The organism is Rhodococcus sp. 06-1474-1B, from assembly GCF_002258885.1.
Classification (GTDB): domain Bacteria; phylum Actinomycetota; class Actinomycetes; order Mycobacteriales; family Mycobacteriaceae; genus Rhodococcoides; species Rhodococcoides fascians.
Map to the genome: position 1 here is coordinate 1 of NZ_NOYR01000015.1, position 23,418 is coordinate 23,418.

Below are 23,418 nucleotides of genomic sequence, written 5' to 3' on the forward strand. Positions count from 1 at the left end.
GTCCAACGCCTCGAAAAACCGCACCTTCAACCCAGCACATGCCACGATCCCCGCAACTCCCTCAAATCGAGGGTGTTGCGGGGATCGTTAGAACCCGCCTGCTCGCGTCGGGCCCTTCGGCACTCGTGCTGGGCGATCTACGAGTAGATGGCCTCGATGTCGCTGCCACGTTCGGTGTGGATGATGTTGCGCTTGAGCTTCATCGTCGGAGTCAGCTCGCCGGTCTCGACCGTGAAGTCGTTCTCGAGGATCGTGTACTTCTTGATCTGCTCGGGGTTGGAGACCTTCTTGTTGGCCTCGGCCACGGCCTTGTCGATTTCGGCGACGAGGTCGGCGTTCTTCGACAGCTCCGAGAACGGGATGTCGGCAGCGAGGTTGTGGCGTTCGAGCCAGCCCGGCATTGCTTCGGGGTCGAGGGTGATGAGCGCACCGATGAACGGCTTGGCGTCACCGACGACGAGGCACTGGCTGATGATCGCGTTGGCGCGCAGCGCGTCCTCGAGTACCGCGGGGGCGACGTTCTTGCCGCCTGCGGTGACGATGATTTCCTTCTTGCGGCCGGTGATCGAGACGAAGCCTTCCTGGTCGATCGAGCCGAGGTCGCCGGTGTGGAACCAGCCGTCGACGATCGCTTCGGCGGTGGCCTTCTCGTTGTGCCAGTAGCCGCTGAACACCACGGGCCCCTTGAGCAGCAGTTCGCCGTCTTCGGCGACCTTGACCGCGTGGCCGTCGATGGGCTTGCCGACGGTGCCGACGCGCTGTTCCTTGGTGGTGTTGACGGTGACGGCCGCACTGGTCTCGGTCAGACCGTAGCCCTCGTAGACCGGTACCCCTGCGCCGCGGAAGAAGTGGCCGAGGCGAGCGCCGAGGGGGCCGCCGCCCGAGACCGCACGATCGCAGTTGCCGCCGAGCGCAGCCCTCAACTTGGAGTAGACGAGCTTGTCGAAGACGGTGTGCTTGAGATTGAGGACCAGGCCTGCGCCGCCCTTCTCCTGGGCCTCGCTCCACTCGATGGCCGTCGCGGCGGCCTTGTCGAAGATGCTGCCCTTGCCGCCGTCGTGCGCCTTCTGCTTGGCCGAGTTGTAGACCTTCTCGAACACGCGCGGCACCGACAGAATGAAGTTCGGCTTGAAGACGGCGAACTGATCCACCAGGGTCGACACGTCCGAGGTGTGGCCGACGGTCACCTTCGACTCGAACGAGCCGAACGACACCGCGCGGGCGAACACGTGCGCCATCGGTAGGAACATCAAGGTGCGGTTGCCCTCGCGCATGGAGTCGTGCAGCGCGATCTGGGTGGCCTGGACCTCGGCGTAGAAGTTCGCGTGTGTCAGCTGCACACCCTTGGGGCGGCCGGTGGTGCCCGAGGTGTAGATCAGTGTCGCGGGGGAGGCGGCAGTGACCTGGTGTCGACGGGTGTGCACGTCCTCGTCGCTGATTCCCGCGCCTCGGGTGGTCAGTTCGTCGATGGCTCCGCCGTCGATCTGGAGTACCTCACGCAAGTCGGCGGCCCCGTCGGTGACGTCCTTCAGGTTCGAGACGTGCGACGCGGTCTCGACGATCAGCAGCTTGGTCGCGGAGTCCTCGAGGATCCACTGCGCCTGATCTGCAGACGAGGTCTCGTAGATCGCGACGGTGCATCCGCCGGCGGTCCAGATGGCGTAGTCCAGGACGACCCACTCGTAGCGGGTCGCGCTGAGAATGGCGACGCGGTCGCCGAGTTCGACGCCCGACGCGATCAGGCCCTTGGCCACCGCGGTGACCTCTTTGGCGAACTGACCCGCGGTGACATCGGTCCAGGTGCCGTTCACCAGGCGCTGGAACGGGACGAAGTTCGGTGCTTCCTTCTGGTACCGGAAGACGGTGTCGGCCATGGATGCGTCGTCGGGAATGGTGAATGACGCCGGCACAGAATATTCGCGCACTGCTGGACCCCTTACGGATAAATAGCGTGGTAGTTGTGCATTTCATCACACCCGAGTCCGTAACGCACCACCGAGGTTGTCCGCTTTGTGAATTTTCGGTCGTTTTTCGGGGGAGGTGAGTGTGACTCGGGGTACAACATAACGGTGTCCGGTCGTGTGTCTCCGTCGGGTCGCCCTTGCAGGGCCGTGTGTGCGTGCCCCCATCACCGCTGTTTTCGTCACCTGATCAGCGCAGAAGGAGTCGCGGGGGCCGGGCAGGTACTAAACTCGGGTGTATATGAGCACTTCAGAATCTGATCAGGATGCCGCCGTGACGTCTGACGAGACGAGTTCCTCCCCTCCCGTCCACGCAGGTGAGTCTTCTTCGACAGCGGATGACGACATCACTTTTGCCGATCTCGGAATAGACGAGCGGGTCCTGAAGGCCCTGCGCGACGTCGGATACGAGAGCCCGTCGCCCATCCAGGCGGCCACCATCCCGCCGTTGATGGCGGGCAATGACGTCGTCGGCCTTGCGCAGACCGGAACGGGTAAGACCGCTGCGTTCGCAGTGCCGATCCTGTCCCGTCTCGACGTCTCGCGTCGGACGCCGCAGGCGCTGGTGCTGGCACCGACCCGCGAGCTCGCGCTGCAGGTGGCCGAGGCGTTCGGCAAGTACGCCACCCACATCCCGGGTCTGCACATTCTGCCCATCTACGGCGGCCAGGCCTACGGGATCCAGCTGTCCGGCCTGCGCAAGGGTGCGCAGATCATCGTCGGCACCCCGGGTCGCGTCATCGACCACCTCGAGAAGGGCACGCTCGACCTGTCCGGGCTCGAGTACCTCGTGCTCGACGAGGCCGACGAGATGCTCAAGATGGGGTTCCAGGAGGACGTGGAGCGCATCCTCTCCGACACTCCCGAGTACAAGCAGGTCGCGTTGTTCTCGGCCACGATGCCGGCCGCGATTCGCAAGATCTCCAAGCAGTACCTGCACGATCCAGTGGAGATCACCGTCAAGACCAAGACGTCGACGGCACCGAACATCACGCAGCGCTACGTGCAGGTGGCGCATCAGCGCAAGCTCGAGGCGCTCACTCGAATCTTCGAGGTCGAAGAGTTCGAGGCCATGATCATGTTCGTGCGCACCAAGCAGGCCACCGAAGAGCTCGCCGAGAAGTTGCGCGCCCGGGGCTTCTCCGCCGCCGCGATCAACGGCGACATCGTCCAGGCACAGCGTGAGCGCACCATCGGCCAGCTCAAGAACGGCCAGATCGACATTCTGGTGGCCACCGACGTGGCGGCTCGTGGTCTCGACGTCGACCGCATCTCGCACGTCATCAACTACGACATCCCGCACGACACCGAGTCCTACGTGCACCGCATCGGTCGTACCGGCCGCGCGGGTCGCGCCGGTCAGGCTCTTCTGTTCGTCGCGCCCCGGGAGCGTCACCTGCTCAAGGCCATCGAGCGCGCGACGCGGCAGCCCATCACCGAGATGCAGCTCCCCAGCGTCGACGACGTCAATGCGCAGCGCGTGACGAAGTTCAAGGACTCCATCACCGAGAGCCTCGGCAACGAGAATCTGGCGCTGTTCCGTCGGCTCATCGAGGACTACGAGCGCGAGCACGACGTGCCCCTGGTCGACATCGCGGCAGCGCTGGCCATCCAGTCGCGCGACGGCGAAGCGTTCCTGTTGAAGCCGGAGCCGCCGGCCCCGCCGCGGGCACCCCGTGAGCCGCGTGAGCCGCGTCCCCCTCGCACGTTCGACGAGGATGCGGCCAGCTCGCACCACCGCAAGACGGGCCAGGAGATGGCGACGTACCGCATAAGCGTCGGTAAGCGTCATCACGTTGCTCCCGGTGCCATCGTCGGTGCCATCGCCAACGAAGGCGGTCTGCGTCGAAGCGACTTCGGGCACATCAGCATTCGTCCCGACCATTCGCTGGTCGAGTTGCCTGCCGACCTCGCCGACGAGACGGTCGAGGCGCTGCGTCGCACCCGCATCAGCGGTGTGCTGATTCAGCTGCAGCCCGATTCCGGTCCTCCCAGACGTAGTGGCGGTCCGCGCGGCGGCGGAAAGTTCAAGGGCAAGCGCTAGCACCACGTGCGCGGAACTTCGTAGCCTGCTACGAAGTTCCGCGCACGACCCGCCGGCTCGAGCGTTTGGTGGCTCAGGCCCCGGGTATCCGCACGTGCATGACCAACGTCACTCTGCGTGTCAACGGAACCGATCGTGAGATCGACTGCGACACTCGATCCACTCTGCTCGACGCACTTCGCGAGAACCTGGATCTCGTCGGGGCCAAGAAGGGGTGCGACCACGGTCAGTGTGGTGCCTGCACCGTCCTGGTCGACGGCCGGCGAATCAACAGTTGCCTCACGTTTGCTGTCGCGCAGGTCGGGCGCGAGATCACCACGGTCGAGGGACTGTCCGACGGCGACACTCTGCATCCCGTGCAGCAGGCTTTCGTCGATCGTGACGCGTTCCAGTGCGGGTACTGCACGTCCGGGCAGATCTGCTCGGCGGTCGCGGTGATCGAGGAGGCGAAACAGGGCTGGCCCAGTGCGGTCACCGAGGACCTCGAGGCCACCGATGTCGAACTCGATTCCGGCGAAGTGCGCGAGCGCATGAGCGGCAACCTGTGCCGCTGCGGTGCGTACGCGAACATCGTTCCCGCAGTGCAGGACGCGTCATGAAAACATTCGAGTACCGAACCGCCACTGCGATCGACGACGCTCTCGAACGCCTGGCGGGGGACGAGAACGCGATGTTGCTCGGTGGCGGCACCAATCTGGTCGATCTGATGAAGCTGGGTGTGGCCGCACCATCGGCGTTGATCGATGTGACGCGACTGCCGTTGCACGACATCGACGTCGCCGACGACGGAGCGTTGCGGATCGGCTCCGGGGTGTCCAACAGCGATCTCGCGGTGCATCCGGTTGTCCGCCAGCGGTATCCGGTGCTCTCGCGGGCAGTGCTGTCCGGGGCCTCGGGCCAGCTACGCAACATGGCCACCACCGGCGGTAACCTGTTCCAGCGCACTCGATGCGTCTACTTCATGGACGCATCCAAGCCGTGCAACAAGCGCGAACCCGGTTCGGGCTGTCCGGCACGTAACGGCGAGCATCGAAACCTCGCCATCCTCGGAGCCTCGTCGTCGTGCGTGGCGACGCATCCGTCCGACATGGCCGTCGCGCTGTCGGCTCTCGACGCGCGCATCGTCGTTCGCGGAGTCGACGGTGAACGGAAACTCGAGATGGACGAGTTCTACCGATTGCCCGGCGATGATCCGACGCGAGACAACACTGTCGCCCGAGACGAAATCGTCACCGCCATCGACATCCCGAAGGCTGCCGACGGCACTGTCTCGACCTATCGGAAGGTACGGGACAGGCAGTCGTACGCGTTCGCGGTCGCGTCGATCGGCGCTGTGCTCGACGTCGAGGACGGAATCGTACGTGGGGTGTCGATCGCGCTGGGCGGCGTTGCGCACCGACCGTGGCGGGCCCGAACCGCCGAACATGCATTGCTCGGAACCGCTCCCGACGAGGCGTCGTTCCGGGCTGCGATCACCGAGGAACTGCACGCCGCAGAGCCCTTGCGAGACAACGCCTTCAAAGTTCCGCTGGTCACGAATCTGGTGACGCGCACTCTGGTGGAATTGGCAGAGCTGGGCACACACGAAGAGTTGGGAGATCGGTCATGACGGCATCGATCGGCCAGTCGATTCAGCGCACCGAGTCCGTCGACAAGGTCACCGGCCGAGCGCGCTACGCCGCCGAGCAGCCGATCGCCGGCCAGGTGTACGCCTGGTACGTGCCCGCGACGGTTCCCGTCGGGACGGTCGAGAACGTCGAACTCGCTGACGGGGGCCCGGCGGTGCACGCGCTCCTGTGGCACGGCAACGCCGAGAAGCTGGGCGAGGTGGAAGATGCGGAACTGCATGTGCTGCAATCGAATTCCGTTGCTTACCGCGGCCAGATCGTGGCCGTCGTTCTGGCCGACACCCTCCAGGATGCCCGCGCGGCGGCCGCCCGAGTACAGGTGCGTTACGCCGACGTTCGCTCACCCGATAACACCCTGAGCGCCGATCACAGCTCGCTGTACGCGCCCGAGTCCGTCAACGCGGGATTCCCCACCGACGTCACGATCGGTGATCCGGACGCTGCATTGACGACGGCCGAGCACGTCGTCGACAACTGGTACTCGACGGCTCCGATGCACAACAGTCCGATGGAACCGCATGCCACGACGGCTCAATGGTCCGATGGTGTACTCACGGTCTGGGATTCGACGCAGGCACCGTCGGGAGTTCAGGGCGATCTCGCCACGGCGTTCGGACTGGAACCCGCGAATGTTCGCGTGATTGCCGAGAACGTCGGCGGAGGCTTCGGGGCGAAAGGCAGTACTCGGCCCAACGCGGTTCTCGCTGCGATGGCGGCGCGAGCAACCGGCAAGACCGTCAAGCTGGTTCTACCGAGGCAGGCCCTGTTCGATGTCGTCGGATACCGCACCCCGACCCTCAATCACGTTCGCCTCGGTGCGGATTCGAGTGGCAGGCTGCAGGCCATCGCTCACGATTCCTTTCAACAGACGAGCACGATCTTCGAGTTCTGTGAGCAGACGTCGGAATCGACCCGGCACATCTATGCCTCGCCCAACCGCGCCACAACGCATCGGCTCGCCGCGCTGGATGTCGGCACCCCGCGCTGGATGCGAGCCCCGGGTGAGGCACCCGGCATGTTTGCAGTCGAGACGGCGATCGACGAATTGGCAACGGTCACCGGAATCGATCCGATCGAGCTTCGGATCCGCAACGAACCCGACGTCGATCCCGCGAGTGGGAATCCGTTCAGCTCCCGCAGTGTGGTGCAGTGCCTGCGCGAGGGTGCCGAGAAATTCGCCTGGGACCGTCGAGACTCCACGCCGGGCCGACGCCGAGAAGGCAATGTCTTGCTCGGAATGGGCGTCGCCACAGCGAGTTACCCGGTGCTGATCTCGCCGAGTACCGCGGCGGCTCGCGTCGAGCAGAACGGCACGATTACGGTGTCCGTCGCTGCATCCGACATCGGAACCGGTGCGCGGACCGTGCTGCGACAGATTGCCGCCGATGCGCTCGAGGTCGACGCGGATGCCGTCACACTGGAACTGGGCGACAGCGCTCTGCCCAAGGCCCCCGGTGCCGGTGGATCCTCGGGCACCTCCTCCTGGGGCTGGGCGGTCACCAAGGTCTGCACCGCGTTGCGGGACCAGGGACCGTTGCAGCCGGGTAACTCCGCCGAGGCCGATACAACCGACGACGTCGAGGCTCAGAAAGAGTTGGCGCGCATGGCGTTCGGTGCCCAGTTCGCCGAGGTGGCAGTCGACGTCGACACCGGTGAAGTACGCGTGCGCCGGATGCTGGGGGTGTTCGGCATCGGCAAGGTGATGAATCCACGACTGGCCCGGTCGCAGCTCATCGGCGGCATGACGTTCGGGCTCGGAATGGCGTTGATGGAGAGCGGCGTCGTCGATCACGAATTCGGCGGCTTCGCCAACCACGACCTCGCCGAGTACCACATCCCGGCCTGCGCGGACGTCACCGATCTCGAGGCCGTGTGGATCGAGGAGGTCGACACCGAGCTAGCCCCGATGGGCGGCAAGGGAATCGGTGAGATCGGTGCGGTGGGCTCGTCGGCAGCCATCGGCAATGCGGTCTACAACGCCACCGGCGTCCGAGTCCGCGACCTCCCGATCACCCTGGACAAGGTGCTACCGCACCTTTAAAGCGTCGTCGCCGCATGTGAGTGGAAACTCGACCCCTGCTACGAAGTTCCACTCACATGCCTCGACGGATTCGTTTCGCAGGCTCCACTCACCTGCCTCAACGGATTCGTTTCGCAGGCTCCACTCACAGGGGGCGCAGCCCCTCTACGCCAAGATTCGCTGTAGGAACTGTCGAGTACGGGGCTCGGTCGGGTTCGCGAGAACCTGCTCGGGTGTCCCGCGTTCGACGACGACGCCGTTCTCGAGGAACAACACCTGATCGGCCACCTGCTGGGCGAAGCGGATCTCGTGGGTGACGATCACCATCGTCCATCCTTCGGCGGCAAGGCCTTTGATAACGCCCAGTACTTCGCCGACCAGTTCGGGATCGAGCGCGGAGGTCGGCTCGTCGAACAGCATCAGCTTGGGGCGTAAGGCGAGGGCTCGGGCGATTCCGACGCGTTGCTGTTGGCCACCGGAAAGCTGGAACGGGTACTGATCGGACTTGGCGTCGAGACCGATCTGGTCGAGGATCGCGTGTGCGTCGCGAGTGGCGTCGTCCTTGGACCGCTTCTGGACGATCACCGGTCCCTCGATGATGTTCTGCAGCACGGTCTTGTGGGGAAACAGGTTGTGGCTCTGGAACACCATGCCGCTCTGCGCGCGGAAGTGGCGCAGTCGCGTGGCGTCCACGGGCTCGGCGAAGTCGACCGACACGTCGCCGATGCGGATCAGGCCGGCATCGGCTCGGTCGAGAGCGTTGAGCGTTCGCAACACTGTGGTCTTGCCGGAGCCGGACGGCCCGATGATGACGGTGACGGTGCCCGACGGCACGGTGAACGAGACGTCCTTCAATACTTCGATCGGTCCGAACGATTTCTTCAGTGCGGAAATTTCCAGCAGGTCTGTCATTTCGCCACGTACCTGTCGAGTCGGACTTCGAGTTTGCCTTGGAAGAACGAGAGAATTATGCAGATCACCCAGTAGTACAGGGCGGCAACGGAGTACAGCGTGAAGAAGTCGAACGTCGGAGCCGCCGCCAGCTGCGCGACGCGCAGCAGTTCGGTCACCAGGATGGTCGATGCCAGCGAGGTGTCCTTGACCAGCGAGATCAATGTGTTCGACAGCGGCGGCACGGCGGTGCGCAGTGCCTGCGGAAGCACGATGCGCTGCAACGTGGTTCGGTATCCCATGCCGATCGTCTGCGCGGCCTCCCACTGGCCCTTGGGCACGCTCAGTATCGCAGCGCGAATGACTTCGGCCGCGTAGCCGCCGACATTGAGCGAGAACGCCACGACGGCCGCCGGAAACGGCGAGATCACGATGCCGAACTGCGGCAGGCCGTAGAAGATGATGAACAGCTGCAGCAGTAGGGGAGTGCCGCGAATGATCGAGACGTAGAACCGGGCCACTGCGGCGAGGGGCTTGATCGACGAGATCCGGGCGAGTGCCACGGCCAGCGCGATGACCAGTCCCACAACGAAACTGACGGCGGTCAGCGGGATCGTCATGGTGACCGTCGCCTTCAGCATCGGCCACAGGTTGTCGAGTACCAACTGCATCTTCGACGGCGCAGTGGTTCCTGCGTCCTCGCTCACCGGTGCCGCGGTGTCGGAGGTCGGTGCCGCGACGTCGCTCCCGAAGTACTTCTTCGAGATCTCGGCGATGGTGCCGTTGTCACGGAGGGTGTCGATGGCCGCGTCGACCTCGTCCATCAGGCCACTGTTCTTGCGGGCCACGAAGGACTGCAGCGTCGTGTCGCCCGTGTTTCCGGAGACCCGCACTCCCGTGTCGCCGGTCTGCTGCAGGTATTCCGCGATGGCGAGCGAGTCGTTGACGGTGGCGTCCACCCGGCCGTCCTTGACGAGCGCGACCGCTTGGACGAATCCCTCGACCGCCTCGACGTTCGCGCCCGCGTCTGCAGCGACCTCGGCCCAGTTGCTCGTCGACGATTGGGCGGTGGTCTTGCCGGCCAGATCGGCCGTCGAGGTGATCGTGGTGTTGTTCGCGGCGGTGAGAATCTGGCCTTCGGACACCGTGTAGGGCTTGGACAGGTCGTAGGTCGACTGCCGGGCGGGGGTGATCGACACCTGGTTCGCGATCAGGTCGAAGCGTTGCGATTGCAGCCCGGCGAAGATCGAGTCGAAGGGGGTCTGCACGAAGTCGACGCGGACGCCCAGTTCGTCGCCGACCGCGTTGATGACGTCGATGTCGTAGCCGGTGAGTTGGCCGTCCCCGCCCTGATAACTGAACGGGCTGTACGTGCCCTCGGTGCCGACGACGAGTACACCGTCGTCGCGCACTCGGTCCAGGAGGGATTGCGACGACGAACTACACCCGGACAATCCGAGTATGCCGATCAGAATCGCGACCAGAACCAGAGTGGATCTGCGCACCATCTAGGCCTGCTTTCGCTGTAATGACGAGTGGAGAAAAACCTACCCGTCGATCTCCAGTTCCGCTGACACGACAACGGTGTTGTTCATCGGCAATGCGGCCGCTCCCAGCGCAGTCCGCGCATGCGCACCGACCTCGGGTCCGAAGATCGCCAACACCAGATCGGAGAACCCGTTGACGACGGTGGTGGTCTGAGTGAAGCCGTGATCGGCGTTGACCGAGCCGGTGACGGTCAGCCACGCGCTGATTCGATCGAGATCTCCGATGGCACGGGCGAGGCTGCCCAATACCGCGAGGGCGGTGTCACGCGCGGCGTCGGTGGCGGCGTCGAGGTCGACTTCGGACGGCACCGCTCCGAACGGACCGGCGAGGGTTCCGTCCGGTGCGAGCGGCGAATGACCCGCGACGAAGACGCGGTTGCCGCGCACGCGAACCCAATCGAAGGAGAACTCGAATCCCGGTGGTGCGCTCGGTTCACCGGGCAGCTCGAAGCCGAGTTCGGCGATGCGACGTTCGATCTCCATGAACGAAAATCCTGTCAGACCGCAACGCCGTTGATGGTGCGAACCGTCCATCGGGTGCCGTCGTGTTCGAGTGTGGACACACCGGCGTTGAGTATGCGTGGTGAGTGTCGTCGACGGATGGCGTCGAAGATGGCTCGAATGACGCCGCCGTGGGCCACGGCGATCACCGCGGAGTCGGGGTAGCGCGAGGCGATCTCGTCGACGGCTCGCACGCCCCGGACGATCAGATTCGATCGTGGCTCGAGGCCCGGGTATCGCCCGTCCGGCCAATGCGAGTACGCGTCCCAGTCGGTGAATCCCTCGGCGTCACCGAAGTGACGCTCGGCCAGATCCGGGAATTCGGCGGTTCGGTTCAGGCCCAGATGGGTCCCGATGATGTCGGCGGTTTCCGCGGCCCGGACCAGCGGCGAACTGACCAGGTGATCCCACGTACGGAACTCCAGTTCGTAGCCTGTCTCGCGGGCCTGAGCTCGTCCGGTGTCGTTGAGAGGGATGTCCGAAGAGCCCTGCAGGCGGCCGTGCAAATTCCAGTTCGTTTCACCGTGCCGAACCAGCGCCAGAAAAGTCATAGTGAGCGGAGAATATCCCAGAGTTACCAGGGAGTACGGTCGATACCGAGATAAGCGAACGAGCACGGAGGATTGTCGATGAATCTTGCCCTGACAGAAGAAGAGGCCGCGTTCCGCGACGAGATGCGGACGTTCTTCACCACGAAGATCCCCGCCGAGATTCGCGAGAAGAACGCGACGGGTCAGGAGTTGAGCAAGGACGAAGTGGTCACGACCATGCGAATCCTGAACGAGAACGGCCTGGCAGTACCGCATTGGCCTGCGGAGTTCGGTGGCCGCGATTGGTCTGCGGTCCAGCGTCACATCTGGCTCGACGAAATGCAGCTGGCCTCGGTACCCGAGCCGCTGGCGTTCAACGCGTCGATGGTGGGCCCGGTCATTGCGACGTTCGGGTCGCAGGAGATCAAGGAGAAGTTCCTGCCGAAGACGGCGAACCTCGACATCTGGTGGTGTCAGGGGTTCTCCGAGCCCGAAGCCGGTTCGGATCTCGCCTCGCTGCGTACCACCGCCATTCGGGACGGTGACGACTACATCGTCAACGGCCAGAAGACGTGGACCACTCTCGGCCAGTACGCCGACTGGATCTTCGCGTTGGTACGCACCAACCCCGATGCACCGAAGAAGCAGGCCGGAATTTCGTTCCTGCTCATCGATCTGAACACCCCCGGCATCGAGATGCGTCCCATCAAGCTGGTCGACGGCAGCGTCGAGGTCAACGAGGTGTTCTTCGACAACGTCCGCGTCCCGGCCGAGAATCTCGTGGGCGAGGAGAACCAGGGCTGGAGCTACGCGAAGTTCCTGCTCGGCAACGAGCGCACCGGCGTCGCCCGCGCCGGACACACCAAAGTTCGACTGGGACAGGCGAAGAAGCACGCCGCGCAGACGAAGGTCGGCACCGGGACGCTGCTCGAGGATCCACTGTTCGCGGCCAAGCTGGCCGAGGTGGAGAACGAACTGCTCGCCCTCGAGCTCACCCAGTTGCGGATGGTCTCGAGCTCGGACGATGGCAAGCCGAACCCGGCATCGTCGATTCTGAAGCTGCGGGGTTCCGAATTGCAGCAGACCACAACCGAATTGCTGATGGACATCGCCGGGCCGGACTCCTTGCCCTACGAGGCAGGCGAGGACATCGAGAGCGACGGTTGGGCGCAGCGGTCGGTACCGAACTACCTCAACTATCGCAAGGTCTCGATCTACGGCGGCTCGAACGAGGTTCAGCGCACCATCATCGCGTCGGCGATTCTCGGACTGTAAGGGAGCATCTGAAGACATGGATTTCGAACTCAACGAAGAGCAGAAACTGCTGCGCGACACCACCCGTGAGGTTCTCTCGCGCGCTTACGACACCGAGAAGCGCAACAAGATCGTGGCCGGTGAGCTGGGGTGGAGCACCGACGTCTGGAAGCAGCTGGCCGAGGTCGGTCTGCTGGGTCTGACGTTCAGCGAGGACGACGGCGGTATGGACGCCGGTCCCGTGGAGATCATGGCGGTCATGACCGAGGTCGGACGACGGCTCGCGCCGGAGCCCATTCTCGACGCCGTTCTCGTGCCCGGCGGGCTCATCTCCGAGCTCGGCTCAGCCGATCAGCGCAAGCGACTTCTGCCACCCGTGGCCGAGGGCTCATCGATGTTGGCGTTCGCGCACAACGAATCCGGCAGCCGCTGGCCGAACGTCGAGGTTGCCACCACGGCGACCGAGGACGGTGGATCGTGGTCGATCAGCGGCGTCAAGAACCCGGTTCCGCACGGCGGCAGCGCTGACGTCATCGTCGTCAGTGCCGTGCTCCCCGGCGGTGGAACCGGATTGTTCGTCGTCGACGGCGACGCGACCGGGCTGACCCGCAAGTCGTACGCCACCCACGACGGTCAGCGCGCCGCGCAGATCGAATTCTCCGACGTTGCTGCAGAACCGCTGGGTTCGGCCGAGAACGCAGCCGCGGCGATCACCGGTGCCGAGGTGCGCGCACAGGCCGCGCTGTGCGCCGAGGCAGTGGGAGCAATGGAGGAGGCGCTGCGGCTGACCACCGATTACCTCAAGCAGCGCAAGCAGTTCGGGGTTCCGCTGGCCAAGTTCCAGGCACTCACCTTCCGTGCGGCGGACATGTACGTGCTACTCGAGCTGGCCCGCAGCATGAGCCTCTACGCCACGATGTCGTTGGCGGACGGCAATGTCGACACGACCATCGCCTCGCGCGCCAAGCTGCAGATCTCGCGTTCCGGTCGCAAGATCGGCCAGGAGGCAATTCAGCTGCACGGCGGAATCGGCGTCACGGCCGAATATCCCGTCGGGCACTACACCAGTCGGCTGGTGGCCATCGAACACACTCTCGGTGGGGCCGACGAGCACCTGCGCATCCTGTCGGACAAGGTCGCCGATCACGACCTCATCGGAATCTGATCCAGTAGAAGGACACGGGCCCGGCCACCTCGTCCAGTGGTCGGGCCCGTTCTCGTCTCTCGGACGCGTCAGCTACCCGAATCCGCCTGTAGCACAAGGTCGGCCACAGCTGCGGGGTTGGAAACCAGAATCGCGTGCGAGCCCGGAACCTCGGTCACCCGGGCCCCGGCCCGCTGCGCCATGAACCGCTCGGCAGAGGTCGGGATGATCTGATCCTGCTGGGGGATCAGCGCCCACGACGGGGTGTGCGCCCAGGACGGCGGACCGCTCGGTTCGAGCAAGGCACCGGCAGCGATGGTCTTCTGGTGAGCGGCCATGTGGGCGGCCTGCTCCTCGGTGACGTCGGGGGCGAAGAACGGACGGAACAGCGCGGGCGTGATGTACGAGTCGACGTTCTTGCCGATCAGGTTGGTCGAATCGTCGACGATCGACAGCCCGATCACGGGTGGGACCAGAGCCGTCACGGGGAATCGGAACGGGTCGAGTTCGAGGGCGACGGGTTCGCCTTCGACCGGCATGAACGCCGCGACGTAGACCAGAGCCTCCACGTTGTCCGCGTGCACGTTGCTGATCACCGTGCCGCCGTAGGAATGGCCGACCAGCACCACGGGCCCGTCGATGTTCTCGACGACGTCGGTCACCGAGGCCGCATCGATCGCCGGGCCGCGCAGTGAGTTCTCGGCGGTGACGACGGGGTAGCCGCGGCCGCGTAAGTTGGCCGCGACACCGTCCCAGCTGGTGCTGTCGGCGAAGGCACCGTGCACGAGGACAACGGTCGGCAGGCCCTGCGCAGCGGCCGGAGCCACCCCGATCCCGAGCATCGTGCCCACGGTCAGTGCCGCGGCTGCGAGCAGGGAGGGCCACTTGGAAGACGTCATGTTCTCAACCTGCCACACGCCAGGAGTTTCCACGGTGTTCACCGTCCGGATTCGACCAGCTTTTTCTCAGTGAACGCTCGTATGCTTGGCTTGTGGCAGTGGCGTTCGCCCGACCGGGTGATCGTGAAACGGTAGGTCCGATCGTGAGCGAGAGTTCGATGAAGTCTCGGATGGCCGAGTACCCACGTCCCCATCACTGCTTGTTGCACATCAGCGACACGCATCTCGTCGACGGCGGCGGTCGGTTGTACGGCGGCGTGGACAGTGAGTTGCGGCTCGAACAGGTGATGACCGATATTCGGAACTCGGGGGTGCGGCCCGATGCGTTGGTGTTCACCGGTGATCTGACGGACAAGGGCGAGGCGGGTGCCTACGAGAAGCTTCGCGCTCTGGTCGAGCCGGTGGCCGAGGAGCTCGGCGCGCAGATCGTCTGGGCGATGGGCAATCACGACGACCGCGCGACGTTCCGTCGGACCCTGCTCGACGCCGAACCGAGCGGGCAGTCCATCGATCGCGTGCACGACGTCGACGGGCTTCGCATCGTCACCCTGGATACGACGGTCCCCGGAAAGCATCACGGTGAGCTCGCCGACGAGCAATTGGCTTGGCTCGCAGACACTCTCGCAACCCCTGCCGAGTTCGGCACGATCCTGGCGATGCACCACCCGCCGGTACCGACCGTGCTCGATCTCGCAGTTCTGGTCGAGCTCATCGATCAGCCGCGCCTGGCAGACGTGTTGCGCGGCAGCGACGTGCGATCGATACTCGCTGGACATCTGCACTATTCGACGACAGCGACGTTCGCGGGCATTCCCGTCTCGGTCGCGTCGGCCACGTGCTACACCCAGGATCTCAATGTTCCCGCCGGCGGGTTACGCGGTCGCGACGGAGCCCAGGGCTACAACCTGGTTCACCTCTACGACGACACCGTCGTCCATTCGGTGGTACCGACGGGCTCGTACGACACTGTGGGAGAGGCAGTGTCGGCAGAGGAGACCGCGCGTCGGCTCGACGCAGCGGGAGTGACCATTGCCGACAGCGCCCGTCGAAAGTTGTTCAGCGACGCCTAGTTCGGGGTGCGTTCCCACGGCGCGACGATGGGGAAGTACTTGTCCAGGAACTGCGTCACGGTGCGCGTGCGCAGATCGAGGTCGACCTCCGGAAAGCTGCCGTCGTTGAGGCAGAAGAAGTCGACCGATCGCTTGGGCAGCAGCTTCTCCATCAACTCGAGACCCGCGACGGACGTGGTGTCGATGTACCGAACCTTCGCATCCTTCTGGACCACGGCGCGTCCGCTCATCAGCGCGTAGTAGTGGTACAGCGAATTCGTGACCGAGATGTTCGTACTCGCGCGGAATGCACTGGCAGCGGTGGAGGCGAACTCGTCGGGGAACTCGTTCTCCATTTCCTGCATCACGCTGCGGCGCAACGGCGTTGCCGCATGCTCGAGGTGCCGGGTGGTCGTCATCCCGAAGCGGTCCTGCAGGATCCGACGGTTCACGCGTGCCGCGTTCTCGAAGCCGCTGCGGTCGGCGTCGCTGTAGCCCAATCCGATTCGCGTCGTCGCCTCGATGAACATGCTGATTCCGCCGGGGGAGAAGAACATCGACGGGCTGACGGGGCGACCGAAGAACATGTCGTCGTTCGAGTACAGGAAGTGCTCGGACAACCCGGGGATGTGGTGCAGCTGGCATTCGACGGCCTGCGAATTGTGCGTCGGCAGTACGGAGGTATCGACGAAGAACGCCTCGCTCGGCACGAACGTCACCTTGGGATGGTCGGCGAGCCACGCCGGCCTCGGGGAGTCGGTGGCGACGAAGATGCGCCTGATCCACGGTGCGTACAGGTGAATCGACCGCAGTGCGTACTTCAGTTCGTCGATCTGCCGGTACCGGGCGGCCGAATCGTCGCCTTCGCCGACGACGTAGTTCGCCATCCGGCGGGCGCGTTGAGCCTGGAATTCCGCGGACGAACCGTCGACCCACGAGAACACGATGTCGATGTCGAAATTGATGTCCGACGCGTGGTCGGCGAACATGTTCTCGATGGTCGGCCAGGTTCGGCCGAAGCGCTCGACGGTGCCGCGGACGGCCTCGTCGGGCCGAATGTTGCGGCGAGTGAGCGAGTTCTCGATCGGCAGCACGATCTCGGACGGTGAGAACGACCACAGCTCGATCTGCACCGCGGTCGATGCGCCGTAGTAGAGCCCGCTGAACGGCTCGACACGTGGGCGGTAGAGCCGCACGATGCGTGCGTTCGACGACGGCGACAAGGTGCCATCGGCTACCAGTACCGCTTTTCCGCGGGCGTCGACGGTCTTGGAGTAGAAGGGCTCGGCGCGGCAGGCATGCACCAGGGCCGTGGTCAGTGCCTCGCGAGCGGCCAGTTCTATGGCGATGACGGGACGCTCGTCGTTGCCGCGCACCAGTAGGTACTTGATCCGCGCGGCGTCGAGCACGGCGCGCACGAACAGCAGATCTTCGACCATCGCCTGGTGCGGGGTGGTCGAGGTGATGGTCAGTGCGTAGCGGCCGTCGTGGCTGACGACGTCGGACCGTTCGCTCAAGCGCGCGGCGGCAGCGTCGGATTCTCGGGTGACGGCATCGTTGGTCTCGTGCTCCGGTGGAACGAGGTAGATATCGTGCGGGGCAGAAGACGAGGTGATGACGTTCCTTCCGGAGTGTTCGCGCTGGCCGAGGAACCCCGGTGCCGTCTCAGTCTAGTGCAGGTGCGGTGCCTTGCGGACGCGCTGCGGTAGAACCCTGCTCGCTGCGACCAGGCCCAGTGCGATACCGACGGCGTCGGCGAGTGCGTCGGCGGCCGATCCGGAGCGACCGAGCGGCAGGATCGCCTGCAGGAACTCCGATACCACTGCGAACGCCGACACCCACAGTGCGGTGCTGACCCAGCCGACGCCGGCGAGTCGGGAGGTGTAGGCGAGAGCAGCGAACAGGATGCAATGAATGATCTTGTCGCTGTGCTGAAAGCCGGAAGGCACCCCGGACGCGGGGGTGAAGAGAACGATCAGCGCGACGACGAACGTGACGGCCAGGGGAATTCGGTACGTCGACTGCGAGATCACTGCGAAGAGTTTACCGGCGCTGCAGCACCACCACTGTGTCGATTCGCTCGTCGCCGTCCGGCGTCGTCCGGGTGCGGTGTTCGGCGTGGATCACCTCGAACCCGTCGCCCGCCGCAGCGACGACCGGTTCCGGTGCGAACAGTCGGTGCTTGGCCGGGTGCTGCGAGGCGTGGCTGTCGCTGGGACTGTGACCGACGATCAGTAGACGGCCCTTCGGCGCGACCGCCGCGGCGAACCTGCGGGTGGTCAGTTCCAATTCGTCCGGCGGCACCTGCAAGAAGTGCACCGACACCAGATCGAACGCCGCGGCCGGGGGAGTCCAGTCCAGTACGTCTTCCTGACGCCAATCCACCGCGAGCGTCTGTGACCCGAGTGCCTGCTGTGCGGCGCGAGCGCGGCCCAGGGCCACATCGGAGATGTCGACGCCGGTCACGTTCCATCCTTCGCCGGCCAGCCAGAGTGAGTCGGCACCTTCACCGCAGCCGATGTCCAGGGCGCGGCCCGGAATCAGCTCGGACGCTTCCTGTACCAACACGGCGTTGGGATTTCCGCTCCAGATGGCGGTGCGTTGGTTGTAGAGGTTGTCCCAGAACGATTCGTCGAAGGTGCCGTTCTCGAAATCCGGTTCTGGGTGGGTCGAGTCGGCGGGATGGGTGTGAGCAGGTGTGTGGTCGGCCATGATTCGAGACTGCCCGCTGTCGTCCCCGAGCGCAAACGAATTTGCTCATTCGGCAAAAATGGGCCTTGGGTAAAGTGATCCGTCATGACCGAACCGGAACGCGAAGTACTGACGTGGGAGACCTTCGGAGACGCCTCGCGCGATCTGACGAAGAAGATCGTGGGCGACGGGTTCGTTCCGGACATCGTCATCGCGATCGCCCGCGGCGGACTCATCCCCGCCGGTGCCATCTCCTACGCCATGGGCGTCAAGGCTGCCGGCACCCTCAACGTCGAGTTCTACTCCGATATCGAAGAGACTTTGCCCGATCCTGTTGTGCTCGAACCACTTCTGGATACCGACGCGATCGTCGGCAAGAAGCTGCTCGTGGTCGACGACGTCGCCGATTCCGGCCGCACCCTGGCGCTGGTGATCGATCTACTGAAGGCGCACACGGCCGACGTGCGGTCGGCCGTGATCTACACCAAGCCCAGAACCATTGTGCAGCCGGACTACTCGTGGCGAGAGACCGACAAGTGGATCAATTTCCCGTGGTCCACGTTGCCGGTCATCACCTGAGTTATTCGCTGGAGACGTCGATCAGCACCTTGCCGACGGTTCCGTTCTCCACGGCGTCGTGTGCGGCCGCGGTCTCGCTCAGCGGGAAGCGGTGCAGTGGCAGGCCGGTGGCTTCGCCCACCTCCAGCACGCCTGCTGCCGCCGCTGCGCTGACGTCCGCCTCGGCGTTACGCAGAGCCTCGTCGCCCACGGTGTAGAGCAGCACGAACTGGTAGCGAGTGTTGAGCACCATGTTCGGCCGGACGTCGAGGGTGATGGTGTCGCCGCCGTTGTTGGCGTAGACGGCAACGGATGCACGGTTCGCTCCGACGGCCGCGTTGAGCGCGGCGTTCTGTGCGGGAGCGACCTCGACCACCAGATCGATTCCGCCGGGCACCAATTCGCGGATGTCAGCGGCGGCGTCTCCGGTCTTGTAGTTCACCACGTGGTGCGCGCCGGCAGCGGTGGCCAGTGCGCCCTTCTCCGGTCCGCTGACGGTCGTCACCACGGTCGCGCCTGCCCAGCGGGCCAATTGGATCGCGGCATGGCCGACGGCACCGGCACCACCGGCGACGAGTACCGACTTGCCTTCCAACGCGCCGGGATGCAAGCGAGACGGGCCGTCCTCCGACACCGTCAGTGCGCGGTGTGCCGTCATCGCGGGTACGCCGAGGCTCGCGCCGACGTCGAAGCTGACGCCGTCGGGCAGAGCAACCACACGTGATGCGGGAAGGTTGGTGAACTTCTGCGCCGTTCCGGTCGGACGCTGGTGCTGGGCCAGGTACACCCAGACTCGATCTCCTACGGCCAGCCCCTCGACATCAGGGCCCACGGCGTCGATCACTCCGGCACCGTCCTGGTTCGGAACCACCTCGTCGAACGCCAGCTTCTCGCCCGGGCCGGAACCGGTCCTGTTCTTCCAGTCCGTCGGATTGACGCCCGAAATCACGACGCGCACGCGCACTTCGCCTGCGGCCGGCTCGGTCACCTCGCGATCTTTCGGCTCGAGGACGGACGAATCGCCGGTGCGGGTGTACACAATTGCTGGAGAAGTCATATTCGGTCCAACGCGCTCGGCCCGGCTCGATGTTCCCCGTGGCCGCATCGGGGTATGCATGAGGGGTTATCAGTGCTGTCAGAGAAGAGATGGATCTTTAATGAATCACAACGACCTGCTCACCGACGCGTTCGGCCGGATCAAGGAACTCGTTCACTCGGTGTTGGACGACATCCCCACTGCCGCGTTGACCTATCGGCCCGACGCCGATGCCAACAGCATCGCATGGTTGCTGTGGCACCTGACGCGAGTGCAGGACGACCACATCGCGGGTGTGGCCGGAAGCGAACAGGTCTGGACGTCGGACTCGTGGTTCGAGCGCTTCGATCTACCGTTCGACAAGTCCGACATCGGGTACGGCCAATCGTCCTCCGACGTCGCTCAGGTCACTTCGAGCGCCGATTTGCTGCGCGAGTACCACGACGCCGTGCACTCGAAAACAGTTGCGTACCTGAGCAGCATCTCGACCGACGATCTGGACCGCATCGTCGACGAGAACTGGGATCCGCCGGTCACGTTGGGTGCGCGCCTGGTGTCCGTGGTCTCCGACGACCTTCAGCATGCCGGGCAGGCGTCGTACGTTCTCGGCCTGTATACCCGGCAGGCCTAGCCGTCAGGCGTAACGCTTCTGCAGGTTCTCCAGCGTCTTACGGATGTTGCGACGCTGGAACTGCGGGAACGTCTTTCCGCTGGTGACGATCTTGTCGAACACGAGCGCCAGGGCATCGGGCCATTTCGTTCTGTCGTCGGTCCAGGTTTCGGTGACCTTCGTGCCCTCCGTGACCGGCTCGAAATCGTAACGCCAGGTTGCGTTCGCGCCCTTGATCTTCGGGGCGCTCTTGCCGATGGCGTGGACACGGAACTCGAAGGTCTTGCCCGGGTCGGCTGCGGTCACGGTGCAGCGAGTGATCCACTTCGCCCGGCCTCGCTTGTTGGTTCCGTCGAATACCATTCCCACGTAGGCACTCTCGCGAGGATCGTGCACGGTGGCACCGGTATTTTCGGGACTCCACTGGCCCATCTTGGTGGGGTCGCTGATCGCAGCGTAGAGGGTGTCGGCATCGGCGTTCACGACGATGCTGTCGGACACTGTGAACTCGCGGCTCATGAGGATGCGCCGTTCTTCAGGCCTGGATGAATGCGAGTGAGCATGGGCACCAACAATGTTCGCGGGGTGATCTGGGCGAAGATCGATCCGATGCGGTTGGCAGGCCCGGGGATCGACACCATCCGTCCCTTGGTCATGTCGTCGACGGCAGTCTTGGCCACCGTTTTTGCAGACACCCACATGATCGACGGCAGTGCCTTCTCGGCGTCGTCTTTCGCGAAGCCCGCGGCCTCGCCGAAACCGGTTTGCACCGGTCCGGGGCACAGCGCGGTGGCGGTCACTCCCGTTCCGCGCAGCTCTCCTGTCAAGGACTGTGTGTAGGAGAGAACGAACGCCTTGCATGCGCCGTATCCGGCCTGGCCGGGAAGCGGCTGGAACGCGGCGGTGGAGGCCACGTTCAGTAGAGCGCCGCGTCGTCGCTCGGTCATACCGGGGAGGAAGCGAGTGCACAGATCGGCGACGGCAACCACGTCTACCTCGATCATGTTCATCTCTGCTTCGGGGTCGGATTCGACGACTGGGCCGAGTGTCGACAGCCCGGCGTTGTTCACCAGTATGTCCGGTATCAGGCCGAGTTCGGTGATGCGCCCGAGCAATTCGGCGCGGGCGCTGCGATCGGACAGGTCTGCTGCCAGCACCTCGGCGCGAACTCCCCGCGAGCGGAGCTCGTCCGCAAGTTCGTCGAGCTTGTCGGCGCGGCGGGCGACGAGGGTGACTCCGTGACCCCGGGAGGCAAGTTCGCGAGCGATGGCAGCACCGATTCCGGAAGATGCTCCGGTCACGACGGCAGTCCGGTCGGGTGCGGGGCGAGGAAGGCTCATGCCTCCACCGTAGCGAACGCCCGCTGTGCAGCGCATTTGAAACTGAATGAGAGGTTAGCCTAGGGTTACTTTAACGTCCCTTTGCTTGTCGAAAGGTAACCATGTTTTCTGCTTCACCGGCCGGTCGACGGACTGCGCGCCGTGCAACCCTGCTGTCCGCGCTCACGGTGTCGGCCCTAGTGGTCGGCGCATGCTCGAGTAGCGATACCGCCGACGAGCCGCAGGCGGGAAGTGACTTCGCGGCTGTCACCATCGATTCCGCGCTGGGGCAGGCGGTCATCACCGAGAAGCCGGAGCGCATCGTGACGCTCGGTCAGGGCTCGGCGGAGACGGCGATCGCGCTGGGCACCGTCCCTGTCGGTGTCGAGGAGTACTCGTGGGGTGCCGACGACACCGGTTACCTGCCGTGGGTGCACGACGCGGTCACCGACTTGGGGGCCGAACTTCCCCAGCAGTTCACGGGCGGAACCGAATTGAACATCGAGGCCGTCGCGGCGCTCGAACCGGATCTGATTCTCGCACCGTGGTCCGGGGTCACGCAGGATCAGTTCGACAAGCTCAGTGCCTTCGCCCCGGTGGTCGCCTACGAGGAAAAGCCGTGGACCACGACGTGGCAGGACCAGATCACCGTCATCGGCAAGGCAATGGGCGAGGAACAGAAGGCTGCGGAGGAGATCGACAAGATCGAGAACCGCTTCGCCGACGCCGCGGCGCAGCACCCCGAGTATGCGGACGTGAGCTTTTCGTACATCTACAACACCGGTCCCGGAACGCTCGGAGTGTTCCTCGCCGACGAGCAGCGCGTCGCGATGGTGCGCGGTCTGGGGCTGCAGGTCGATCCGGTGGTGAACACGCTCGACGAGACCGAGGGCACCGACTCGTCGGTGATCGGCTTGGAGAACGCGAATCTGTTGAACGATTCCGATCTGATCTTCACCTTCTACTCCGATCCGCAGAACCGCACCGACACCGAGAACCAGCCTGCCTACAAGCAGATTCCAGCTGTGTCCCGCGGTTCGGTCGTTGCGCCGACGGATCAGTCCTTCGTCACCGGGTCGTCGATCATCAATCCGCTGACAGTGCCGTGGGCACTCGAGCGATACGTGCCGATGATCGATGAGGCTGTCGCGAAGCTCGACGCGAAGTAGGTCACCGGTCGCTCGATCGGAGCGGAGACGAGCAGGATCGGCTTCACGCAGGTCGTGTACATGCGCAGGAAGCATGCAGTGTCTGATCGAAACACCCAGCTCGACAATCTCTTCCAGCCCCGCACCGTGTTCTCGGTGCGGGGCTGGATTGTTTTCGCGCGTCTCTATGCGATGTGAGGGCCTGCTCGGGCGTGGGATTGTCTGGGTTGTCGGTAGGGGTCGACGGTGGCCGGGGGTACGAACCACGGGTGGTTGTCGGTGCCGATGAACACGTCCCAGTCGCTGTGGTGGATGAGTCGGTGGTGGAATCCGCAGAGGAGGACGAGGTTGTTCATGTCGGTGGGTCCGCCGTCGGTCCAGTGCCAGATGTGGTGGCCTTCGGTCCAGGCGGCGGGTTTTCCGCAGCCGGGGAATGCGCAGCCGTGATCGCGGGCTGTCAATGCTCGTTTCTGTTTCGCGGTGACGGTGCGGGCGGTGCGGGCGAGGTTCAACGGGTTGCCGTTCTCGTCCATGACGATCGCGGTGAGAACACAGTCGCAGGCCAGTTGGCGAGAGGTGTTGCGGGAG

At 64.6% G+C, this 23,418-nt stretch carries 23 protein-coding genes; 10 read left to right on the plus strand and 13 right to left on the minus strand.

Features of this window, described 5'->3' with window-relative positions; translation table 11 throughout:
* Positions 1-137 precede the first annotated feature (137 nt).
* Entirely contained in the window at positions 138-1,925 is a 1,788-nt protein-coding gene (locus CH266_RS04420) for an AMP-dependent synthetase/ligase (protein ID WP_176457010.1), read from the minus strand.
* Positions 1,926-2,202: 277 nt separating this feature from the next.
* Here CH266_RS04420 and CH266_RS04425 point away from each other — a divergent pair, with 277 nt between their 5' ends.
* The 4 genes from CH266_RS04425 (at position 2,203) to CH266_RS04440 (ending at position 7,674) form a co-directional block, all read left to right on the plus strand.
* Positions 2,203-4,005, plus strand: coding sequence for a DEAD/DEAH box helicase (locus CH266_RS04425; protein WP_255175842.1), 1,803 nt, complete (start codon positions 2,203-2,205; stop codon positions 4,003-4,005).
* 98 nt (positions 4,006-4,103) lie between these two features.
* On the plus strand, positions 4,104-4,604 hold the full coding sequence (locus CH266_RS04430) for a 2Fe-2S iron-sulfur cluster-binding protein (RefSeq protein ID WP_027497997.1): 501 nt from the start codon (positions 4,104-4,106) through the stop codon (positions 4,602-4,604).
* Positions 4,601-5,614: an FAD binding domain-containing protein gene (locus tag CH266_RS04435; protein ID WP_094714826.1), complete on the plus strand. Its 1,014-nt coding sequence runs from the start codon at positions 4,601-4,603 to the stop codon at positions 5,612-5,614. The genes CH266_RS04430 and CH266_RS04435 overlap by 4 nt, the downstream gene beginning before the upstream one ends.
* Positions 5,611-7,674 (plus strand): xanthine dehydrogenase family protein molybdopterin-binding subunit, encoded by a 2,064-nt coding sequence (locus CH266_RS04440; RefSeq protein WP_094714827.1) that lies wholly within the window; start codon positions 5,611-5,613, stop codon positions 7,672-7,674. The genes CH266_RS04435 and CH266_RS04440 overlap by 4 nt, the downstream gene beginning before the upstream one ends.
* 144 nt (positions 7,675-7,818) lie before the next feature.
* Here CH266_RS04440 and CH266_RS04445 read toward each other — a convergent pair whose 3' ends face one another.
* From CH266_RS04445 to CH266_RS04460, 4 genes are read right to left on the minus strand one after another with little or no spacing between them, the layout of a single operon-like run.
* Complete coding sequence (locus CH266_RS04445; RefSeq protein WP_094714828.1) at positions 7,819-8,565, minus strand: amino acid ABC transporter ATP-binding protein; 747 nt, start codon at positions 8,563-8,565, stop codon at positions 7,819-7,821.
* Positions 8,562-10,052 carry an ABC transporter substrate-binding protein/permease gene (locus tag CH266_RS04450; RefSeq protein ID WP_094622976.1) on the minus strand — a complete coding sequence of 497 codons (1,491 nt, stop codon included), beginning with the start codon at positions 10,050-10,052 and terminating at the stop codon, positions 8,562-8,564. The genes CH266_RS04445 and CH266_RS04450 overlap by 4 nt, the downstream gene beginning before the upstream one ends.
* Positions 10,053-10,091: 39 nt before the next feature.
* Positions 10,092-10,574, minus strand: a complete 483-nt coding sequence (locus tag CH266_RS04455) for a RidA family protein (RefSeq protein ID WP_094714829.1) — start codon at positions 10,572-10,574, stop codon at positions 10,092-10,094.
* Between the two features lie 14 nt (positions 10,575-10,588).
* The gene (locus CH266_RS04460; RefSeq protein ID WP_094714830.1) at positions 10,589-11,143 is read right to left on the minus strand and encodes a histidine phosphatase family protein; all 555 of its coding nucleotides are present in this window, start codon (positions 11,141-11,143) and stop codon (positions 10,589-10,591) included.
* Between the two features lie 78 nt (positions 11,144-11,221).
* Here CH266_RS04460 and CH266_RS04465 point away from each other — a divergent pair, with 78 nt between their 5' ends.
* The gene (locus CH266_RS04465) at positions 11,222-12,397 is read left to right on the plus strand and encodes an acyl-CoA dehydrogenase family protein (RefSeq protein WP_027497991.1); all 1,176 of its coding nucleotides are present in this window, start codon (positions 11,222-11,224) and stop codon (positions 12,395-12,397) included.
* Between the two features lie 16 nt (positions 12,398-12,413).
* Positions 12,414-13,541 carry an acyl-CoA dehydrogenase family protein gene (locus CH266_RS04470; RefSeq protein WP_032364891.1) on the plus strand — a complete coding sequence of 376 codons (1,128 nt, stop codon included), beginning with the start codon at positions 12,414-12,416 and terminating at the stop codon, positions 13,539-13,541.
* Between the two features lie 68 nt (positions 13,542-13,609).
* Here the strand turns inward: CH266_RS04470 and CH266_RS04475 are convergent, their stop codons facing one another.
* Entirely contained in the window at positions 13,610-14,419 is an 810-nt protein-coding gene (locus CH266_RS04475) for an alpha/beta hydrolase (RefSeq protein ID WP_094714838.1), read from the minus strand.
* A gap of 158 nt (positions 14,420-14,577) precedes the next feature.
* Here CH266_RS04475 and CH266_RS04480 point away from each other — a divergent pair, with 158 nt between their 5' ends.
* Positions 14,578-15,489, plus strand: coding sequence for a phosphodiesterase (locus CH266_RS04480; protein ID WP_094714839.1), 912 nt, complete (start codon positions 14,578-14,580; stop codon positions 15,487-15,489).
* On the opposite strand, the gene CH266_RS04485 is transcribed toward CH266_RS04480, so the two are convergent.
* The 3 genes from CH266_RS04485 to CH266_RS04495 form a co-directional block, all read right to left on the minus strand.
* Complete coding sequence (locus CH266_RS04485; RefSeq protein WP_176457011.1) at positions 15,486-16,985, minus strand: stealth family protein; 1,500 nt, start codon at positions 16,983-16,985, stop codon at positions 15,486-15,488. The two genes, CH266_RS04480 and CH266_RS04485, sit on opposite strands and share 4 nt — an antisense overlap.
* A 153-nt stretch (positions 16,986-17,138) precedes the next feature.
* The gene (locus CH266_RS04490) at positions 17,139-17,501 is read right to left on the minus strand and encodes a VanZ family protein (protein ID WP_048315843.1); all 363 of its coding nucleotides are present in this window, start codon (positions 17,499-17,501) and stop codon (positions 17,139-17,141) included.
* 10 nt (positions 17,502-17,511) lie between these two features.
* Positions 17,512-18,180, minus strand: a complete 669-nt coding sequence (locus CH266_RS04495) for a class I SAM-dependent methyltransferase (protein ID WP_094714831.1) — start codon at positions 18,178-18,180, stop codon at positions 17,512-17,514.
* Positions 18,181-18,264: 84 nt separating this feature from the next.
* Here CH266_RS04495 and CH266_RS04500 point away from each other — a divergent pair, with 84 nt between their 5' ends.
* Positions 18,265-18,738 (plus strand): phosphoribosyltransferase, encoded by a 474-nt coding sequence (locus CH266_RS04500; protein WP_027497985.1) that lies wholly within the window; start codon positions 18,265-18,267, stop codon positions 18,736-18,738.
* 1 nt (position 18,739) lies between these two features.
* On the opposite strand, the gene CH266_RS04505 is transcribed toward CH266_RS04500, so the two are convergent.
* On the minus strand, positions 18,740-19,774 hold the full coding sequence (locus CH266_RS04505; protein ID WP_176457012.1) for an NADPH:quinone reductase: 1,035 nt from the start codon (positions 19,772-19,774) through the stop codon (positions 18,740-18,742).
* Between the two features lie 100 nt (positions 19,775-19,874).
* On the opposite strand from CH266_RS04505, the gene CH266_RS04510 reads away from it, so the two are divergent.
* The gene (locus tag CH266_RS04510; protein ID WP_094714833.1) at positions 19,875-20,384 is read left to right on the plus strand and encodes a mycothiol transferase; all 510 of its coding nucleotides are present in this window, start codon (positions 19,875-19,877) and stop codon (positions 20,382-20,384) included.
* 3 nt (positions 20,385-20,387) lie between these two features.
* On the opposite strand, the gene CH266_RS04515 is transcribed toward CH266_RS04510, so the two are convergent.
* Positions 20,388-20,882 (minus strand): SRPBCC family protein, encoded by a 495-nt coding sequence (locus CH266_RS04515; RefSeq protein WP_094714834.1) that lies wholly within the window; start codon positions 20,880-20,882, stop codon positions 20,388-20,390.
* The gene (locus CH266_RS04520) at positions 20,879-21,703 is read right to left on the minus strand and encodes an SDR family NAD(P)-dependent oxidoreductase (RefSeq protein WP_094714835.1); all 825 of its coding nucleotides are present in this window, start codon (positions 21,701-21,703) and stop codon (positions 20,879-20,881) included. Before CH266_RS04520 ends, CH266_RS04515 begins: the two co-directional genes overlap by 4 nt.
* Before the next feature lie 101 nt (positions 21,704-21,804).
* Here CH266_RS04520 and CH266_RS04525 point away from each other — a divergent pair, with 101 nt between their 5' ends.
* Entirely contained in the window at positions 21,805-22,851 is a 1,047-nt protein-coding gene (locus CH266_RS04525; RefSeq protein WP_094714836.1) for an iron-siderophore ABC transporter substrate-binding protein, read from the plus strand.
* Positions 22,852-23,015: 164 nt separating this feature from the next.
* Here CH266_RS04525 and CH266_RS04530 read toward each other — a convergent pair.
* Positions 23,016-23,418, minus strand: a 403-nt coding sequence (locus CH266_RS04530) for an HNH endonuclease signature motif containing protein (protein WP_141214492.1), incomplete at its 5' end; no start/stop codon positions are given.

Excerpts from the sequence above, each read along its gene's own strand:
- CH266_RS04425 (WP_255175842.1), top strand. The coding sequence starts at position 2,203 with ATGAGCACTTCAGAATCTGATCAGGATGCCGCCGTGACGTCTGACGAG.
- CH266_RS04430 (WP_027497997.1), top strand. The coding sequence starts at position 4,104 with ATGACCAACGTCACTCTGCGTGTCAACGGAACCGATCGTGAGATCGAC.
- CH266_RS04435 (WP_094714826.1), top strand. The coding sequence starts at position 4,601 with ATGAAAACATTCGAGTACCGAACCGCCACTGCGATCGACGACGCTCTC.
- CH266_RS04440 (WP_094714827.1), top strand. The coding sequence starts at position 5,611 with ATGACGGCATCGATCGGCCAGTCGATTCAGCGCACCGAGTCCGTCGAC.
- CH266_RS04445 (WP_094714828.1), bottom strand. The coding sequence starts at position 8,565 with ATGACAGACCTGCTGGAAATTTCCGCACTGAAGAAATCGTTCGGACCG.
- CH266_RS04450 (WP_094622976.1), bottom strand. The coding sequence starts at position 10,052 with ATGGTGCGCAGATCCACTCTGGTTCTGGTCGCGATTCTGATCGGCATA.
- CH266_RS04455 (WP_094714829.1), bottom strand. The coding sequence starts at position 10,574 with ATGGAGATCGAACGTCGCATCGCCGAACTCGGCTTCGAGCTGCCCGGT.
- CH266_RS04460 (WP_094714830.1), bottom strand. The coding sequence starts at position 11,143 with ATGACTTTTCTGGCGCTGGTTCGGCACGGTGAAACGAACTGGAATTTG.
- CH266_RS04465 (WP_027497991.1), top strand. The coding sequence starts at position 11,222 with ATGAATCTTGCCCTGACAGAAGAAGAGGCCGCGTTCCGCGACGAGATG.
- CH266_RS04470 (WP_032364891.1), top strand. The coding sequence starts at position 12,414 with ATGGATTTCGAACTCAACGAAGAGCAGAAACTGCTGCGCGACACCACC.
- CH266_RS04475 (WP_094714838.1), bottom strand. The coding sequence starts at position 14,419 with ATGACGTCTTCCAAGTGGCCCTCCCTGCTCGCAGCCGCGGCACTGACC.
- CH266_RS04480 (WP_094714839.1), top strand. The coding sequence starts at position 14,578 with ATGAAGTCTCGGATGGCCGAGTACCCACGTCCCCATCACTGCTTGTTG.
- CH266_RS04495 (WP_094714831.1), bottom strand. The coding sequence starts at position 18,180 with ATGGCCGACCACACACCTGCTCACACCCATCCCGCCGACTCGACCCAC.
- CH266_RS04500 (WP_027497985.1), top strand. The coding sequence starts at position 18,265 with ATGACCGAACCGGAACGCGAAGTACTGACGTGGGAGACCTTCGGAGAC.
- CH266_RS04505 (WP_176457012.1), bottom strand. The coding sequence starts at position 19,774 with ATGACTTCTCCAGCAATTGTGTACACCCGCACCGGCGATTCGTCCGTC.
- CH266_RS04510 (WP_094714833.1), top strand. The coding sequence starts at position 19,875 with ATGAATCACAACGACCTGCTCACCGACGCGTTCGGCCGGATCAAGGAA.
- CH266_RS04515 (WP_094714834.1), bottom strand. The coding sequence starts at position 20,882 with ATGAGCCGCGAGTTCACAGTGTCCGACAGCATCGTCGTGAACGCCGAT.
- CH266_RS04520 (WP_094714835.1), bottom strand. The coding sequence starts at position 21,703 with ATGAGCCTTCCTCGCCCCGCACCCGACCGGACTGCCGTCGTGACCGGA.
- CH266_RS04525 (WP_094714836.1), top strand. The coding sequence starts at position 21,805 with ATGTTTTCTGCTTCACCGGCCGGTCGACGGACTGCGCGCCGTGCAACC.